This window comes from Orrella marina (genome assembly GCF_003058465.1).
Taxonomy (GTDB): Bacteria; Pseudomonadota; Gammaproteobacteria; order Burkholderiales; family Burkholderiaceae_B; genus Algicoccus; species Algicoccus marinus.
Window position 1 is genome coordinate 3,747,775 of sequence record NZ_CP028901.1, and the last position, 18,843, is coordinate 3,766,617.

Sequence of the window (18,843 nt, forward strand, 5' to 3'; positions counted from 1 at the left end):
GTCTGAAGCAAATGATCGCCAGTTCGACTGGACGTCACTCTATTTTAGAGCGTCAGAGTACATCCTTTTGGTTAAAGCAGCAGATACGCCTATGCTACGTCACGCCCTTGATCCGTTGTTTCAGCCGCGCAGCCTGATGGTTGTGACTGATCAGGCACTTCCCGTCATGCAGTCATTGCCGGCTTCGCTACGCAACAAGACCACCCTGATCGAGCCCGCTCCCGGCAGCCTTGCAAGTATTCCCGCCAGGCTGGAAGGTCTGACTGCCGGGGAGAGACTCGACCTGGCGCTGATCTGCATGCCACCGCTCAATCTGGCGCACACGCTGGATCAGCTTGAAGGAGCTCCGCCCCGCGCACTGGTCATTCTGGCGCATGAGGCCATTGATCCTGACCCTGAGTCGACCCGGACGTTCTGTGCGAAGTGGGCCAGGGCACATGGCTGCGCCCTGTTGGGGCCGTTTGCGTTTGGATTGCAACGCCCCAACCGGGGGCTCAACCTCAGTCAGCATCGTTTGCTGGCCAAGCCAGGCAGGGTGGCACTGATTGCCCAGTCGCGTTCAATCATGGCCGGCGTGCTGGATTGGGCCGATGACGTGCACATCGGATTCTCCACGGCAGTCGCGCTGGGGGACGAACTCGACACCCGAATATCGGAAGTGCTGGATTATCTGGCGACGGATTCAAGTACTGACAGCGTTGCAATTTATCTCGAGAAAGTGAGTAACGGGCGTGAGTTCATGAGTGCACTGCGCTCGGCTGCGAGTGTCAAGCCGGTTGTGGTGCTGAGGTCAGGATCGCTTGATACGGATCCACGAGAAGAGGAAGCGTTTGATGCCGCCCTGCGTCGCGCAGGCGCCGTCCGGGTCAAGTACTTTGTTCAGCTCTTTTCTGCGCTCAAGGTCTTTATGTATCGAAGTCGTCCCAAAGGGCGGCGTGTGGCAGTGTTCTCCAACGGTGAAGGACCGGCTCAGCTTGCGCTGGACATGGCCTTTTCGGGCGGACCGATTGTGCGAGCAAGCCTGTCGGACGCTTCCCGTAACAGGCTGAACAAGTTTCTTGCGCCAGGGTCTTTGATATGTAATCCAGTGGTCACTCACCAGCCTCTGAATGCCATGCTCGTCAATGACGTCCTGAGTGTTCTGTTGCAGGATGACGGGGTGGATGGTGTGGTGGCCAGTTTTGCGCCGGATTCCCGATCAGACTTTCCTGGAGTGGTCGCGGAACTGGCGAGATTCGCGCCAGTTGCCAACAAGCCTGTACTGACTTGCATGATGGGTGATGCCGGGATGCGACCCTTGCGACGAACTCTGGATAATGCAGGGACTTCTGCATTCCGTACCCCGGAATCGACTGCTAACGCGTTTGGCATTCTGGCCAGTCACCATTACAACCAGCAGCTTCTACTGCAGATTCAGCCTGCCGAACCGGACCACGCACTGCCGGATGTTCGTGTCGCAAGGGAGCGGTTGCGTCTTGCACTTCAAACGCAGGGCGGTCGACTTGACAGGGCTCAGGCCTGGGCGCTTCTGGCTGACTTTCATGTGCCATTGGCCCCGATTGCCCCGGACCAGGCACCGGTCTCGGTGACCGAGTATCCTTGTGCGATCCGTGTCGGAACAGACCCGCTGTTCGGACCCGTCGTGCGGTTCGGTGCAGGTGGCATGATGGGGCGTATCGCAATCGATCAGGATGGTGTGGATCTCGCGCCCTTGAACCATTTTCTGGCCAAGCGGCTTGTACAAAGAAGTCAAATCTGGCAGCAGATGCTTTGCACCATGGTGTCGGGGGCTGCCTTGACCAGGTTGCTGCTGGCACTGGAGCTTATCTCGGATCTCGTGTCGGAATGTCCCGAGATTGAAAGCATCACGATCGATCCCGTCGTGATCAGGGGTGCCATGATTTTTGTGGCAGACCTGGATGTTGTCCTGAGGGATGGTCTTTGTCAGGCGGTGCCTGCTGCAAGTGGCTACGAACATATGGCGATTCACCCGTACCCGCGCCGGTGGGTGGAGAAGCTCTCCCTCAAGAATGACGTCGAGGCAGTGATCAGGCCCATCCGCCCGGACGATGCCCTCGCACTACAGCAGTTTGTGCGGGATCTCTCTGACCAGGCCCGCTACATGCGGTTTGTCTCGATGATGCGAGAGCTCACGCCGAAGATGCTGGCCCGCTACACACAACTGGACTATCACCGGGAGTTTGCGCTGGTTGCCACGATTGTCGAGTCCGACACCAGTGGTGTCGAGGCCCAGAAAATAATCGGTCTGTCCCACTACCTGCTCAATCCGGATGGTCAGGGTGCCGAGTATGCGCTCGTTGTCGCGGATGACTGGCAGGGGCAGGGTCTGGGCAAGCGGCTGATGTCGCGCCTGACAGAAGCCGCCCGCGAGCAGGGCCTGAGCTACATCGAAGGACTAGTCCTTTCCAATAACAGGCCCATGCTCACCCTGATGACCAGGAGCATGGGAATGCGTAACGATCCGGATCCGGATGACCCGACCGGTATGCGCCGGGTCTGGATGACCTTTAACCCAGAACCTGTTCCAGAAACGCGTTGATGTCGGCTACTTCTTCCGGGCAGACGCTGTGCGGCATCATGTAGGTATGCCAGCGCACGTCATATCCGTGGCTTTCCAGAAAGTCTCTGGTTTTCGTGCCGCGGTCAATCGTGACCACGGGGTCAATCGTGCCGTGCGCCAGGAAGATGGGAGTCTTGCGATTGGCGTCGCTCAATCCATCTGGCGCAGTCTGGGCCAGCGGCAGGTAGCCCGACAAACCCATCAGCCCTGCCAGACTGTGTTTTTGACGTAAGCCAGTGTGCAGGGTCATTGCGCAGCCTTGCGAGAATCCGGCCAGCACGATCCGCTCAGGCGCAATGCCGCGATCGATCTCACGTTCGATCAGTTCATTGATGCTTTGCTCGGATTTCAGAATGCCGGCTTCATCCTCTTGTATGACCATTGATGGAACAAGAATGTCATACCAGGCCGGCATCACCATCCCGCCATTGATGGTGACGGGTTGCTGAGGAGCGTTGGGGAATACGAACCGGATGGCGTGTCTGGATGCCACGTTCAGTGCAGGAACCAGTGGTGCGAAGTCATTGCCGTCAGCACCCAGGCCATGCATCCAGATAATGCTGTGGGTGGGCTGTTTGCCGGTTTCGATTTCGATGCAGTCAAGCATGTTCAGAATCTCTTTCAGGTTGTGGGTGGGTCGCTGGGTTGCTGTTCGTTTTTCTCGTCATAAGCCGCCTTGATGGCCTGGAACAGCGCCCTGTAGTGCTTGCGCTGAGGCATGTGGTCGGCGGGCTGGGATGCGTTCTTTTTTGCCTCCTGGCGTGCGGCACGAATCAGTGCGCGAAACGCCTGAATATCGACAGACGGATGTTGCTCCAGCCATGGGGTGAGGTGGTCATCGCTGGCCAGTAGCCTGTCACGGTCGCGTTCCAGGCGGTGCATGTGAGCGGTTTCAGTGGCAGAACCCTTGTCCCAGGCGTCAAGCTGGGCCTGAATTTCCTGGGCAGGGGCCTCTCGCATGAGTTTGCCGACGTAATGCACCTGCCGTCTGCGTCCTTCGCGGCTGGTGGTACGCTGGGCAAGCAAAATGGCCGCCAGAAGTTTCTCTTCCAGGTTCAGTCGCTTGAGTCTTTCGACTGACGTGTCGACCAGTCGCTTGCCTAGCGCCTGCAGCGCAAGCATGTCGCGCTTGACCTGCGATTTGCTGGGCCTGTCCTGTAATTCCTGGTGCTCGGAGTCTTGTTCGTGTTCCATTATTGGGTTTCACCCGGTCTTGTGTGCTGACTTCGCTATCATACAAACCTTTGAACCAACTACTTCAGGACGTCTCATTCATGCAGCCATTGCCAATCGCAGAGAGCAGAGCCAGATTCGAGGATCTGGTCACCCAGGCACTCGATTACGCCAGGTCACTCGGCGCGACCGACGCGGCCGCTGAGGTCTCCGAGGGGCAGGGACTCTCGGTGTCAGTGCGTCTAGGGTCGCTCGAAACAGTTGAACAGACCCGGGGAGCTTCGCTGGCGGTGACTGTGTTTGCCGGCCAGAAGCGCGGCTCGGCCTCTACCTCTGATCTGTCACTCGTTGCATTGAGGCAGACCGTCGAAGCGGCCTGGCATATTGCCCGTTATACGGCCGATGACCCCGCTTCGGGACTGCCAGATCCTGATGAACTGATGCGCGAACCCGGCGTAGACTTGTCTCTGTATCATCCCTGGTCAATCGATGTCGAGCAAGCCACCGAGATGGCACTGGCGGCGGAGGCGGCAGCGATGGGGCTGGATCGGCGCATCTCCAATTCAGAGGGCGCCGGTGTGGACACCAGCGAAGGTCAGTTTGTCCTGGGCAATACCCGCGGATTTCTGAATGGGTACAGCTTCACAAGGCACGGGTTGTCTGTTGCACCCATCGCTGGCAAGGGAGACCAGATGCAGCGAGACTTCTGGTACGCAAGCGATCGGCGCGCTGACCGGCTTGCTGATCCGGCGGTATTGGGAAAGTACGCCGCCCAGAGGGCGTTGTCGCGTCTTGGTGCGCGCCGGCTTTCAACGCGAAAGGTTCCCGTGGTGTTCGAGGCGCCGTTGGCGCTTGGGCTGCTTGGGGCACTCACGCAGGCAGTTAGTGGTGGTGCGCTGTACAGGAAGGCGACGTTTATGCTGGACTCGCTGGGCACACAGATTCTGCCTGAGCACATCATGGTCGATGAGAATCCGTTCATTCCAGCAGCGATGGGCAGTGGTGCATTTGATGATGAGGGTGTGTGCACCCGGGTGCGACAGGTGGTCACGGCGGGGGTGCTGAACAATTATTTTCTGTCTTCGTACACAGCGCGCAAACTGGGCATGAAGACAACCGGACACGCGGGCGGATCTCATAATCTGCAGTTGCGCTCAACTCGCACGGCTTTCAATCATGATCTGGACTGGCTGCTAAAGGAGATGGGAACAGGCTTGCTGGTGACCGAGCTGATCGGGCAGGGCGTTAATTACGTGACTGGTGACTATTCCCGTGGTGCATTTGGCTACTGGGTTGAGAACGGCCAGATCCAGTATCCGGTTCAGGAAATCACTATTGCTGGCAACTTGCGGGAGATGTTGATGGGTATTGCTGCGGTGGGTGCGGACGAACTCACTCGCGGGAGCAAGACAACAGGCTCGATTCTGATCGAATCCATGTCGATTGCAGGGACCTGAGTGACAGGGACGGGAGCGGTTGACGCGTTCCAGCCGCCTTGTTGGCTCAGAAAAGTCTGTCTGGTTTTTGTAGGTTGCTGTTTTTATAGTAGAATGCTTGATTACTCAAAATTTTCTGGTTAATTGGTTTGTGCCTGTGTTTCGCACAGGTGGCAAAAATTGCCAGACTCGAAGAACTACGGGCGGGGTAACAACGCCTTGAGTTCCTGAATGATGGGTAATTTCAAGCAGCAGGATTCCCCTGCTGTCGTTCGAATCAAAATTTAGGATCCAATCATGAAAACCTTCGTGGCAAAGCCGCATGAAGTCAAGCGTGACTGGTTCGTGATTGACGCGAAAGGCAAGGTTCTTGGACGTGTGGCCAGCGAAGTCGCACGACGCCTGCGCGGTAAACACAAGCCAGAATTTACGCCGCACGTTGACACGGGCGACTATATCGTCATCATCAACGCTTCTGATATCGTTGTGACCGGTAACAAGGCTCAGGACAAAAAGTACTATCGCCACAGTACTTACCCGGGCGGTATTACCGAGACCAACTTTGCGAAGATGCAAGAGCGCCATCCTGGTCGTGCGATCCAGAAAGCCGTGAAGGGCATGCTTCCCCGCGGACCTCTCGGATATGCAATGATCAAGAAACTCAAGGTCTACGCTGGTGCCGAGCACCCGCATAGCGCCCAACAGCCTCAGCCGCTTGACTTTTAAGGACGTCGAACATGATTGGTAACTGGAACTATGGAACCGGCCGCCGCAAGACGTCGGTGGCACGTGTTTTTCTGAAGAAAGGCACGGGTAAGATCGTTGTCAATGGCAAGCCCGTTGATGAATTCTTTGCACGCGAAACAGGCCGCATGGTCGTTCGTCAACCGCTGGAACTGACTGGGCATCTCGAGTCGTTCGATTTCAAGGTTAACGTGCATGGCGGTGGTGAGAACGGGCAGGCAGGTGCTGTGCGCCATGGCATCACCCGTGCGTTGATTGATTATGACGCAACCCTCAAGCCAGCGTTGTCGCAGGCCGGGTTCGTAACGCGCGATGCACGTGAAGTGGAACGTAAGAAAGTAGGTTTCCACAAGGCACGTCGCCGCAAGCAGTTCAGCAAGCGTTAATTTCTCCTTGCTGTTGTGCCGCACGAAAGCCACCTACGGGTGGCTTTTTTTTCAGGAGCGGCCTGCCTGTGACAATGTTGTCACAGTGTTGCGAAAGGATGAAATGAATTCCACTTGATTCACTTTGTCTGGCCTGTCAGGGTTTGTCTCTGTGGTCATGCACGCTAGAATCACCCTTAACCAGAGAACAGAATCGGATCGCGGAAAATGATGAGCACATCTGCAAGTCCAGTCGTAAAAGTGGGTATTGTCGGTGGGACCGGCTATACAGGTGTTGAACTGTTGCGTTTGTTGTCACAGCATCCCAACGTCGAGTTGACAGCCATCACCTCGCGAGGTGATGCAGGAACGCGGGTTGCGGATATGTTCCCCAACCTGCGTGGCCATCTCGATCTGGTCTTTACCACGCCTGCCGATGCGCCCCTCAAGGAGTGCGACGTTGTGTTCTTTGCGACACCGCATGGCGTCGCCATGAGTCAGGCCAACGAGTTGCTCGCAGCAGATGTGAAGATCATCGATCTGGCTGCAGACTTCCGTCTGCAGGATACTGCGATGTTCGAACGCTGGTACAAGATGTCGCATGCATGCCCGGATGTACTGGCCGAATCGGTTTATGGACTACCTGAAATCAATCGTGAAGCCATTCGCAAAGCTCGGGTGGTCGGCAATCCAGGGTGCTATCCAACGACAGTGATTCTGGGCCTTTCGCCTTTGCTTGGCCCCGATCCGATGATTGATGTCACGGACATCATCTCTGACTCCAAGTCAGGTGCGACCGGAGCTGGTCGCAAAGCCGAAGTTGGCTTGCTGTTCTCTGAGGTCAGTGACAGTTTCAAGGCGTATGGTGTGTCGGGTCATCGCCATCATCCTGAGATCGTGTCCCAGCTTGAAGGCTTGACAGGTGCATCAGTCGGTCTGACCTTTGTGCCGCATCTGGTGCCGATGGTGCGGGGCATGATGAGCACGATCTATGTGCGTCTGACCGAGAAGGGCCTTGAGACCGATGTGCAAGCCTTGTTTGAAGCTCACTACAGGGACTCGCCATTTGTTGATGTCATGCCTGCTGGCGCGCAACCTGACACCCGCTCGGTGCGAGCGTCCAATATGCTCAGAATTGCGTTGCATCGCCCACCGGGTACGGTCGATCGACTTGTTATTCTGGCTGTGCAGGATAACCTGGTCAAAGGCGCCTCCGGCCAGGCGGTCCAGAACATGAATCTGATGTTCGGACTACCTGAAGAGGCGGGTTTGAGTCAGATCGCGATTCTGCCTTGAGCGCAAGGCGTGCCAGGAGCGGACTCGGGTTCCATCGTCGATGGTTCCTGGCAAGCTCTTGCGGCCACCTTGCGTACGACCAGATAGACGGTTGATGTCAGTGCAATCCAGGCGATGAATGCCAGGTGCACTGAGACTCCCAGGCTAAGGATCAGGTAAGCGCAACAAACAATACTGAGAATAGGCGTCACAGGATAAAGCGGCACAGAAAATCCCCGGCGAAGCTGGGGATGGTTTTTTCTGAGCAAAATCAGCGATACCGACACAGCAATGAATGCCATGAGTGTTCCGATGCTAACCAGTCCCCAAAGCATGTGACTGGGTACGAACCCCGCCATTGGGGTGACAACCAGTGCAGAAACCACCGTTGCGACGCGAGGAGTGCCGGTGGTCGGGTCAACTTTTTGAAGTCTGTCTGGTAGTAGCCCATCTCTGGCCATGGCAAAGTAGACACGAGCCTGTCCATACAGTGCAATCAATGTGACGCTGAAGATCGAGATGACCGCCCCGCATGCAAGTACGGTTGCGCCACCTGATGTGTTCGTTGCCTGACGCAGTATCTCGGCCAGGCCGGCAGACTGCCCCCTGAAAAACTCTACCTTTTGTGCGCCGAGAGACGCAACCGTCACAAGCAGGTAGACACCTGTGACAATTGCCAATGCGCCAATGATCGCCTTGGGGAGGTTCCTGTCGGGATTGACCGTTTCTTCACTGGCATTGACCACGGAATCGAGTCCTACAAAACTGAAGAATACGATGGCGGCTGCCTGACTCACTCCGGATACGCCGCTGGGCATGAAAGGAGTGAAGTTTCCGGTGTCAAACACCGGAATGACCATCACCACAAAAAGCAGGAGCAGTGCAATCTTGCAGGTTGTGAGCACAGCATTGAGCTTGCTGGACTGGCCGGAACCTTTGAGCAAGACAGCTGCGCACATCCATACGACCAGCATTGCAGGTATGTTGCCGACATGGATCGAGTCTGTAGCAACGGGGCCTGCCTGAAGTGAGGACATACGAAAGGTCGGCGGGATTGCGTGCCCGGTGAGCAGTACCAGTGCCTCGTTGAGATAGCTGCTCCAGCCAACCGCTACTGCAGCGGCTGCAACGCCCCATTCCAGTACCAGGCAGGCTCCGACAAAGAGCGCCAGGCCCCGGCCCATCGTCATGTAGGTGAACGTATAGGACGAACCAGTCACGGGAATGGCACTGGCTACCTCGGCGTAACACAGTGCGGTCAGCCCGGCGGCGAAGGCTGCGACCAGAAACGATATGATGACTGCCGGGCCGGCAAGAGGGGCCGTCTCGGTGAGCACAAAGAAAATCCCGGTTCCTAAAGTGCTTCCAACCCCCATGAGCATGAGGGAGGTCAGTCCGATGGTGCGATGAAGACCGCCAGATGTAGATGCCTGCGGGTCAGGCAGGGCCTTGCGTTGAAAGAATTGACCCATGATGATCTCAAAAAAAGAAACAATAGTAAAACAAACTTAGTACTGATGTGGTCGGCCTTTGATTTCAAGGGTTGCACATTTCCCGTAGTTGAATTAGGGGTAATACCGATTCGTCACTGTGAATGCGCTAGACTTTCATTGCTCAGAAGTACGTGCCAGAAGCAGTACGTGCCTTAAACGGCCGTCAACCGAAGTGATGTCAGGAGTCAAGTCATGAGCAGTGTCAGCGAAACAGTGGACCTTCAGTCCCCGCCCCCAGCCATTCTTTTTACGGACTCTGCCGCGGAGAAGGTGCGTGATCTGCTGATTGATGAAGGCAATCCGAACCTCAAACTGCGCGTTTTTGTGCAGGGCGGCGGATGTTCAGGATTTCAGTACGGTTTTACGTTCGACGAAGATGTCAACGAAGATGACACGGCACTCGAAAAGCACGGCGTTCAATTGCTGGTGGATCCGATGAGTTTTCAGTACTTGGTTGGTGCAGAGATCGACTACAAGGAAGATCTGGAAGGCGCACAGTTCGTCATTCGCAACCCGAATGCTTCGACAACTTGTGGCTGTGGTTCTTCGTTCTCAGTCTGAACGTATTCCCGTTTCTGTATTGTTTGCCTCACCGGTCGATGAACAGCCGTCGCTCAGTTGATTGACGGTGCCTGCACGGTCATTATTCTTGCAGTGCACTATAAAAAGCCGCCCCGTCTCTTGCAGGGCGGCTTTTTCATGAGCCAGCCAGCTCCTTTGCCGAACCGGTACGGTTCCCGTATTGACGATTCCTCAAGCGCCCTCACAGTACCGTTGCCTGCAACCACGCCGATCTCGCTTCGTCCCTTCATCCAGCTAAGAGCCCCAATCCGTTCAAAAAGCTTTTATTGAAAAAGAATGCGGGCATCACTGTTGCGCCCCACCTACAGGAACTCGCCTGATGAAAATATTGCTTAGCAAAATGAGAGCAAGTGAGAGAGTACGGTCTGGTCCCTATCTTACATTCAGTCTGGGAGTTCATCCGCCGGGTATCTGCGGGTAACCGAAGTGAAACAGGCCCGCTTTGAATGCTGATGGTCAGTCAGCCAGTGCCGCGCGTTGTTTAGTGCAAGCACAGAATTAAGCAGGCACGTCTATCTTGAAACTGACAGGATGTTGAATGGCTGCTCGTAATCGGGTGAATGGCTTCAAATGGTCGCTTACGTGCGCGGCAGGGATAGTCTTGATCCTGCCTGATGCCACGTCTGCTAACTCTGCAGAAAGCTATGGATCTTACTCCTTCCTTCCTTCTTCTCCACCTTCGTGGCGACCCTTGGAGGTCAACAGGCAGATCTATTCGTTACAGAACTCAATAGTCGGTGGTGCCAGCCAGAACAGTTTGTCTCTCTCGGGTGGCTACCAGGTGTCGGGCTTCAGTGAATTCATCCTGATCGGGCAACCGAATTCAATGGGGTCGTACTCAAATGACCAGCGCAAGGCACCTTCAGCGACCATCTTCTATGACATGCCTTTTGCGGGCCCGCTTTCTGCCAACGGTGCATATTTTGACTGGCGACCGTATATGTCGAACCAGCAGACACAGCGTGAAGTCGATACGGGTGGATTTACTTCAGCACCCTGGGGTGATGGATGGATTCCTGGGCCTCAGGCTGTGCAGTTCAATGTGGTGTCTGCAGGAACATCGGGTTACTTTCTACAAGGCAAGGAAGGAGAGGGATACAACTATCAAGGCGGTGACGGTGGTTCGCTCGAGATCACCTTCGCGACGCACAATGCGGCCAATCCACTCGCGTTTATTAACTCTGTCGCGATGTCCGGGACGGGCAGTGGACTTGCCTGGCAGCCTGCAGGAGCGCTGATCCATGTCACCTCCCGGGGGGGTGATGGCGTGGGTTACGGCAATAACATCACCCGTCAAAACGGTGGAAAGGGTGGCAACGTGTCGCTGGTTGTAGGTGACGAGTCAGCTGTGACTTTCATTCCGCAGACCTATCTGCAACTCAGCAATGTCAGTGGAACAGCACGCGCCCCGTTTTCGGGTGTAGTGGTATCCTCCATCGGTGGCCAGGGCGGAATAGGATCCGTACCTTGGTACAAGGCAGATGATCCCGGTTACGTCAATAACAACGTGCCGATTGCACCTTTGTTCTCGGTGATCAAAGCGAGTCCCCACTTTTACACGGATCATCCGTACCGTGATGTTGCGTCACAGCAATATAACTGGCTTGGTGGCAATGTCGGTCAGAATGGCTCCGCTGGTTACGTATCCGTGGCACTCAACAATACCGCAATATCTGGAAGCGGGCAGTATTTGCTTGGCCTGACTGCGAGCAGCGTGGGTGGCGCGCTTGAGCTGTATCCAGGATTGCCACTCGGCGGAGAATGGGTCTATTCCAATGATTTTGTCGGCTGGGATTCGGGCTACCTTCTGACCCGTAACGGCGCCACGCCAGCGATTCCATTGCCTGGCTCGGGTGGCGACGTCAGCGTTAAGCTCAATCATTCGTCGATCAGTCTGTCCGGAAGCAATCTTGTCGGGATTATGGCCGGCAGTGGGTCCAGGCCGATTGCCGTGCCATTTAATTTCAATGGCTGGAGCGGCGACACACCGACAAGTGGACACGTCACCGTCATGATTGATTCGTCCTCCTCGATCGACCTGTCAGATTTGGCCGGTTCGAACGCAAACAATGGCTTTAGCGCCGGGGTGATTGCCACGTCCACGGGGAGCGGCTCGCTCGCACCTTTCGAGTCGAATGACTACATCCAGGATGTGCCGTTGGGCCCACAACCGGCGTTAGGCCAGGGCGGTCAGGTCACTGTTCAAAACGACGGGCAGATCGCAGTGGCCGGGCGTCAGGCGGTCGGTATTGCAACTGTGTCGGCGGGAAATTCGGGTGGCGTTTCTAGTGCTGGTCAGCAAAGCTCGATGGGTGCGGCCTATTCCGGCCGGACTGCCGAATCGGTGAGCGTGACAAACAACGGTCGGATTCGTGTGACAGGCAACCACGTGACGGGTATTTACGCCGCCTCCAACGGATCGGGTGGACTTGTCCACAGCCTGGGATCTGCACAGGCGAACTCCGCCCCTTCATTTCAGGTTGGTGGCAATGGCTATTTTGAGTACTACTACAACTGGTATAGCGGGGGCTACGTTGGCCAGGACTACGCCATACTTACGCAGACCCCGATGAGCGGCGGAGATGTGGCGGTCACAAACGGGTCAGGCAGTTATGTATTTACAGGAAATGCAGACAGTAGCACCCGAGTTGCCTACGGTATTGTTGCGCAATCCATTGGTGGCGGTGGCGGGATGACCATGGGGGGTGCGCCGGGGGCACTAGGAGATGGAACATCTGGATCATCAGGCGGAGACGGCGGCACTGTCACGGTGAATAACTTTGGCGTGATCCGAACGCTTGGCAACTCGGCGGTCGGTATTCTTACCCAGTCAATCGGAGGCGGTGGAGGTGCCGGCGCCAATTCTGACTCCTGGTTTGTGGCAACGGGAGGGCGCGGTGGATCAGGCGGTCATGGTGGTCGGATCGAGTTGTTGTTTCATGGTGGCGCTGCAGTTGTGACGCGTGGCGATCACGCAGTAGGAGTGCTCGCGCACTCTATTGGCGGAGGAGGTGGTTATGGTGGCGATGCAAAGTCCACCGGCATCTTTGTCGACAACGCGATTGGAGGCGCGGGAGGCGGCGGAGGCAATGGCGGATCTGTTGATGTGCGCAATTCGGGCAAAACATTCCGGACGTCAGGTCAGCACGCACATGGTCTGGTGCTTCAGTCAATCGGCGGTGGGGGAGGTATGGGTGGTTCTGCCAATGCCCATTCTTATGGCCTTGTCTTTTCCACGGCGGTGGCACTGGGAGGCTCTGGCGGTGATGGAGGCGATGGTGGATCAGTGACGGGTGGTGGATCCGGTGGTCGAGTCTCCCCCGTGTTCAGCGATGTCATAACCAATGCGCATGACTCCACGGCCATCAAACTTCAGTCGATCGGAGGCGGCGGTGGCATTGGCGGCAGTTCGGTCGCAAAAAGCATTGCGCTCGGGCTGGGTACCCTGGCACCGGAGCTCGCCGAAGTGCCCGCTATCGCTGTGTCGTTCTCGTTAGGCGGGACGGGAGGAGGTGGAGGCTCTGGTGGCAGCATCAGTTACTGGCACGATGGTTTTCTCTCGACCTACGGCGGTGGCTCGCCAGGCATTCTGGCCCAGTCAATTGGTGGTGGTGGCGGTTCAGGCGGTGACTCCACGGCCGCCTCAAGTACTGTGGGTGTCGCCGAGACTCAGGTCAATCTGAGCATGGGTCTTGGCGGTTCGGCTGCACAAGGCGCTGATGGCGGCCAGGTCTGGCTGCAATTAGGGAGCTTGGACAACAGTAACCCTGCGGTCATTCGAACGACTGGTCACAACTCAAAGGCCGTCATTGCGCAGTCAATTGGCGGTGGTGGTGGGAATGCGGGTATTGGCAGTGGTTTTGATCTGTCTGTCCAGTTCACCCCGAAAGACGGTGCAGAGCCCTCAGAGAATGATGACACGCTGGGTCAGGCTGGCGATGATGTTGCAGACATGGATGATTTCAAGGATCTGCCGGACACCAGCAATCCGTCCGCGGTGGTCAATGGTGCTTCATCAACGGCCGGAGAGGTTGATGGTGATGTCGCGAATCTGAACGATCTGGATGATCTTGATACGTCCGGGGTTGCAGTCACCAGTCAGGAGAAGACGCTGTTTGCCAGTGCCATGATCTGTCTGAAAAAAATGCTCAGGACCAATAGCATCACGGCAGGGCTTCAAAACTGTGATACAGACGATCCCGAGGCACCTGAGTCAAAGACAGTCACGGTTGATGTGAATGTCGGCAAATCAGGCGCTGGTGGGGGTGACGGCGGAGCAGTAGAGGTGACCTCGTATGGAAGGCTATTTACCGCAGGCTCGAATTCAACTGGCCTCTTCGCACAGTCAATCGGAGGGGGCGGTGGAATCGGGGCACTGGCCGGGGCGGATGCGAGTGGTGGAGAGTTGAATGCGACGATCAATGTTGGCGGGAGCGGCGGCGCAGGCGGTGATGCAGGTGCGGTGACCGTCGTGAATGAAGGGCTGATCGTGACGGGCCAGATGTTTGATCTGGCCAATCCCGGCCAGCAAGACCTGACAAAGTTTGTGGCACCGGCTGTCATTGGTGGAGATTCTCACGGCATCCATGCGCATTCGGTGGGTGGAGGCGGTGGCATCGGGGGCAACGCCGATCCCCAAAGCTCGGCGACCACAAGCGTGATCATGGATCTGCTCAATGGCAAATACGAGACGGCTGAGCTGCTGGCCCTCGGGCTTTCGAGCGATGATATTGCCGATATCAATGCTGGCGTAGCTTTGCTCAAGCTCGGGTTGCTGGGTCAGGCTCCAGACAGCTTCAGTTTCAGCCCCAAGATCAACGTAGGTGGCACGGGTGGGTCAGGCGGTTCGGGTGCGAGCGTCGCGGTCACTCATAACGGACTGATCCGAACCTTTGGTCACCGCTCATTCGGTGTGCTGGCTCAGTCGATTGGTGGAGGAGGAGGGCAGGCGGGCGCCGTACATGGTGCACTGATTGACCTGGGCCTGAGCGCGACACTTGATGATGGCATCGATTTCAGCCCATCCATCAACGTTGGCGGCGCAGGCGGGGTGGCTGGTGATGCAAGCACAGTGACCTATTTGTCTACCCGCGCGGATTCGATCACGATCACCCATGGCTATGGCTCACATGGCATCGTACTGCAATCAATCGGCGGAGGTGGCGGCGTTGCACATGAAGGCAGTACCTTTGGCCTGTCTGGCACAGTAGGTCTGGATGAGGATGTGAGTGTCTCAGGTGGCGTCGACTTTGGCGGCATCGGCTCGAGCGCCTCATACAGCGCCCAGGCGCATGATGCAAAAGCTGCTGGATCGGTCAGCTTTGGGTCCGGGAGCTTGGACAAGGGAGGTGGTGACATCATCAGATACGGCAACAGCGGGCGCTCGGGAGATGTCAATTTTGGTACTTCGTCTTCTTACGCAATGGGTCGTGTCACGACACACGGTGATGATTCGATGGCGGTTCTGCTGCAGACAATCAGTGGTGGCGGTGGTCTGGTCAGCATGGGATGTAGCAACTCCGGCGCGGTCAATGCATCACATTATGCAAGTGCCTGTCACGGCAATCCCAATACAAACGGATCCGCTGGCCAACCCGCCCCGTTTGTGGGTGCAGCCGGCACCAGCGGAGTCGAGATCAATCTGAACAGTGAGTTTGACTCGGCTCAATGGGTTAGTGGGGGTCAGACTGGCATCATCAATGTTTACTCGCAACAGGACATCACGACGTACGGCGCCAGAAGCATGGGCATGGTCACTCAGAACATTACCGGTGGTGGCGGATTTTTCAGTGGTGCCAATAGTCGTATTCATTCGGTCAACATGCCCACGCAACAGCGCGTGACCAACTACACGGGTGATTTGCAGACGCAGACCACGATCAACCTCGCAGGTGCATCCATCACAACCCATGGTGATGGTGCATGGGGACTTTTCTCTCAAGCGGTGGTGGGCGGCGGTGGATTCTTTGGGGATTCGTCCAGGGACCTCGCATTTAACGTCAAATATGACCAGAATTCGGCCGCAGCCCACGATGTCTTTGCAGCAGGTCAGCGTCCCGGGTCGATCAGAGACGTGCGGTTTGGGCGAATGCAGGTCGCGGATGTGCATCGTTGGGATTATCAGAATTGTCTGCAGACCGGAACCTGCCGGATCGAAGAGATGGTTCCTGGTGCGCCCTATAAAGTGCCTTATCAAAGTGGTCAGGTGCAATGGGACGACGGTGATTATCTGATGCTTGTCGACAGTGGAGACAGCAACAATTCTTTTCGTGTCAATCAGTTCCGGTCCGATGGTTCGCTTAAAGGCAGTATCGGCAAAGGTCGTATTGTCACAATGGAAGAAGGTGCGTTTCTCTTCGTGGGCGACGACAACATGACTGCCCAGCTCTACCGGGGTGACGGTATTCACGGGGCCACGACTTACACCGTAACCGGTCTGAGTCAACCGGATCAGGATCAGATCGATGCGATGGCCTCACGTCATTTTTTCAAGGTGCCGCTCGACGGTCAAGGCCACGATGCGATCAGGGTTCTGGGACAGTTTGCAAGAATGCAGGTCGCTGACGCAGCTTCCTGGTATCCGGTTGACTGCCGAGATACCGGGCAATGTGATGTCGGTCGCGTGACCGCGGGCGAGCCTTACAACATTCCATATCAACGTGGAAAGGTTCAATGGGGAGCGGGAGACTATCTTCAGGTCTCTGTCAGTACGGATCCTGGAAACCCATACCTGATCGAGCAGTACTCTCCAGACGGTCAGTTCAAGGCAACGGTGGGCACGGGCAACATTCTGAACCTGGGCGAAGACTACTTTTTTGTGGCAGGCAGCGACACAGGTGATATTGACGGAACTGGCATCGTGTTTGGCGCCGAGGATATTGAAGCAACTTCGTTGAGTCTGCAAGGCGTCATCAAGCCCACACCGGAACAGGTCAGGCAGTTTCTGACGCTGTACTATGCCAGTGCGCTCAACGGACCCACGCAGGCGACGGGGCAAACCAGCCTGGTAGTCAATCACGCAGTGAGCTCAATCGTCAATCAGGCGAATCTGGCCAGCGGCTCGACAGGTGACATCTGGCGTACCGCAACGGCTAACATCAACCTGACCGATAGTCAGGTCAGGACGTATGGAAAGAATGCCCACGGCATCGTGATTCAGAATCTGGGCTCAACCGGTGGTGCATGGTCGTCTCGTGGTGACAAGTTGACGATGGGTGTGTCGTTGGTGGGACAGAATGCACAGGGCAACACGCCGGGTGGTCAGGTCAATCTGACCCTGGATGGGTCTTCTGTCAAGGTTTATGGGCCTGCCTCGCGAGGTGCCCTGATTCAGACTGATGGCGCAGGGCCAGGCGGTGCAGGCAATCAGGGCCAGATACAGGTGACACTCAGAAATCGGTCGGAAATCTATTCTGCACAGCACACTGCTCTGATGCTTGTGGGCGGGAGTTACAGCACGCAAACATCCTGGCAGAACAGTATTGCAGTTGATGGCACGAGCACGATTACCAGCGGGGCATACCAGGTTAGTCCGGGCTATGCTCTGGATGATACTGATGCGCCGTACAACAAATGGGCCGTGTACGCACCAACCGGGTACACCAACCTCATCAATGCGGGAACGATCACGGGCAACATCTTGCTCGGTATTCGTACGCGGGGAGATTTCACCAATAACGGAACCTGGCATGGTTCGAGCGCGGTGGTCGCACAGAACTCGTTACACAATTACGGCAAGATCTATGCGGGAGGCGAGGGGACGATCGGTGGGCTGCACATCGTTGGTTCTCTAAAACACCATGCCAGTGGCGAGATCCATGTCGATATGGACGCTGCGACACAGGGCCGCACGCACGACCTGATCACTGTGACTGGACTTGCCCGTATCGAGGGCAAATTTGTACCCCGCCCGACAACCTTGCTGCCGGGTAGCTATCAAATCGTTCGGGCAGGAACGCTGGAGCACTCGGCATCGATTAACCGCAGGCACGTGTTTGACTGGGAGTTGCATAGTAACGGCAGCGTCCTGTCTACAGTTCCGCGTGCAAACTTTGTGCGACCGGACTTCAGCCTCACGGATAACCAGCGTTCGCTGGGACACTATCTGCAACGCGGCTGGGACAGTGGTGAGTCATCCAAGTCGACGCTCTTCGCCTATCTCCACGGTCACGATGATGGTGCACATGGTGAGTATCAGAACACCTTGAATCAGCTGATGGGGCAAGCGTTGAATGCGCAACCGATCCAGTTCCAGACGGCATTTTCGAGTTACATGGGGGAAAGTCTGGCATGCCCGCCCGTGGCAGACGACAGGCCTGGTCTGATTCCGCAAGCCTGCGCCTGGGCGAGAATCACAGGTGATATTTCTGATCAGTCCGCAAACAGCTCGAACCCGGGGTACCACGCTAAAGGTGGGGGTATTCGTCTCGGTGCACAGCGTGTGCTGGGTCAAGGCTGGACCGTCGGGTTTGCGGGTGGCTACAGCATGAATGACCTGACCTCGACTAACTTCTCGAGTAATGGCCAGTTTGCTGATCTCTCCGTGTCAGCCAGTAAACAGGTCGGTCAGTGGACGTTTGGTGGATCACTGGGTCTGGCCCAGGCCTGGTTCACCAACAACCGCAACCGGCAGTTGCCAGGCTCCGGCCTGGTGGGGGCAATGGATGGCGTATTCACCAGCAGTTCGAGAATGTCCATGGCAGGGCTTCGTCTGAGAGCAGCCTACGAGTATGAGATTGATACTCGGCATTACCTCAAGCCCTATGTGGATCTGGACCTTGTGTACAGCCATATGCCTGGCTATCAGGAGGATGGTGCTGCCCCTTTCGGATTGAATGTTGCATCGACCAGCCGCTGGGGCGTGGCCATCAGCCCCATGCTCGAGTATGGGCTCGATACGATCACTGAGGGCAAGACCCGGATCCGCCTGTTTGCCGGAGTCGGTGCCAGCTTTCTGCCGGGAAACAGGCTTCAGAGCGAGGTGTCATTTCTGGGACTGAATCAGAATCTCGGCACCTTTGATGTGACAACAGACGGCCCGCAGGTACTGGGCAGGCTCAATCTCGGAATTCAGGCGTTTCACAAGGGGAATCTGGAAATCAGGGCGCAGTATGGCTTGCTGGTCGGCGAGGGCTACTGGAACCAGAGCCTGAGTGCTAATCTGCTGTACCGGTTCTGATGGTGTGATTGGGAGA

General features: G+C 56.4%; 10 protein-coding genes. 7 read left to right on the forward strand and 3 right to left on the reverse strand.

All coding sequences use genetic code 11. The features are described 5' to 3' along the window. Positions 1-91 precede the first annotated feature (91 nt). Positions 92-2,560 (forward strand): bifunctional acetate--CoA ligase family protein/GNAT family N-acetyltransferase, encoded by a 2,469-nt coding sequence (locus DBV39_RS17130; RefSeq protein WP_108623352.1) that lies wholly within the window; start codon positions 92-94, stop codon positions 2,558-2,560. Here DBV39_RS17130 and DBV39_RS17135 read toward each other — a convergent pair. Beyond that, positions 2,529-3,188 carry an alpha/beta hydrolase gene (locus DBV39_RS17135; RefSeq protein ID WP_108622582.1) on the reverse strand — a complete coding sequence of 220 codons (660 nt, stop codon included), beginning with the start codon at positions 3,186-3,188 and terminating at the stop codon, positions 2,529-2,531. The two genes, DBV39_RS17130 and DBV39_RS17135, sit on opposite strands and share 32 nt — an antisense overlap. A 14-nt stretch (positions 3,189-3,202) precedes the next feature. Continuing rightward, a complete protein-coding gene (yjgA, locus tag DBV39_RS17140; RefSeq protein WP_108622583.1) occupies positions 3,203-3,775 on the reverse strand; it encodes a ribosome biogenesis factor YjgA in 573 nt (190 codons plus the stop codon). Between the two features lie 80 nt (positions 3,776-3,855). Between yjgA and pmbA the strand changes: the two genes are divergently transcribed. The 4 genes from pmbA (at position 3,856) to argC (ending at position 7,595) form a co-directional block, all read left to right on the forward strand. After that, positions 3,856-5,211, forward strand: a complete 1,356-nt coding sequence (gene pmbA, locus DBV39_RS17145) for a metalloprotease PmbA (RefSeq protein WP_108622584.1) — start codon at positions 3,856-3,858, stop codon at positions 5,209-5,211. A gap of 276 nt (positions 5,212-5,487) precedes the next feature. Next, positions 5,488-5,916, forward strand: coding sequence for a 50S ribosomal protein L13 (gene rplM / locus DBV39_RS17150; RefSeq protein WP_108622585.1), 429 nt, complete (start codon positions 5,488-5,490; stop codon positions 5,914-5,916). A gap of 11 nt (positions 5,917-5,927) precedes the next feature. Next, complete coding sequence (rpsI, locus tag DBV39_RS17155) at positions 5,928-6,320, forward strand: 30S ribosomal protein S9 (protein WP_108622586.1); 393 nt, start codon at positions 5,928-5,930, stop codon at positions 6,318-6,320. Between the two features lie 210 nt (positions 6,321-6,530). Then, the gene (gene argC / locus DBV39_RS17160; protein WP_108623353.1) at positions 6,531-7,595 is read left to right on the forward strand and encodes an N-acetyl-gamma-glutamyl-phosphate reductase; all 1,065 of its coding nucleotides are present in this window, start codon (positions 6,531-6,533) and stop codon (positions 7,593-7,595) included. Here the strand turns inward: argC and DBV39_RS17165 are convergent. After that, positions 7,574-9,046, reverse strand: a complete 1,473-nt coding sequence (locus DBV39_RS17165; protein WP_108622587.1) for an amino acid permease — start codon at positions 9,044-9,046, stop codon at positions 7,574-7,576. The two genes, argC and DBV39_RS17165, sit on opposite strands and share 22 nt — an antisense overlap. A 213-nt stretch (positions 9,047-9,259) precedes the next feature. On the opposite strand from DBV39_RS17165, the gene erpA reads away from it, so the two are divergent. Together erpA and DBV39_RS17175 are read left to right on the forward strand one after the other, a co-directional pair. Then, a complete protein-coding gene (gene erpA, locus DBV39_RS17170; RefSeq protein ID WP_108622588.1) occupies positions 9,260-9,628 on the forward strand; it encodes an iron-sulfur cluster insertion protein ErpA in 369 nt (122 codons plus the stop codon). 559 nt (positions 9,629-10,187) lie between these two features. Further along, on the forward strand, positions 10,188-18,827 hold the full coding sequence (locus DBV39_RS17175) for an autotransporter outer membrane beta-barrel domain-containing protein (protein WP_108622589.1): 8,640 nt from the start codon (positions 10,188-10,190) through the stop codon (positions 18,825-18,827). Positions 18,828-18,843 lie beyond the last annotated feature (16 nt).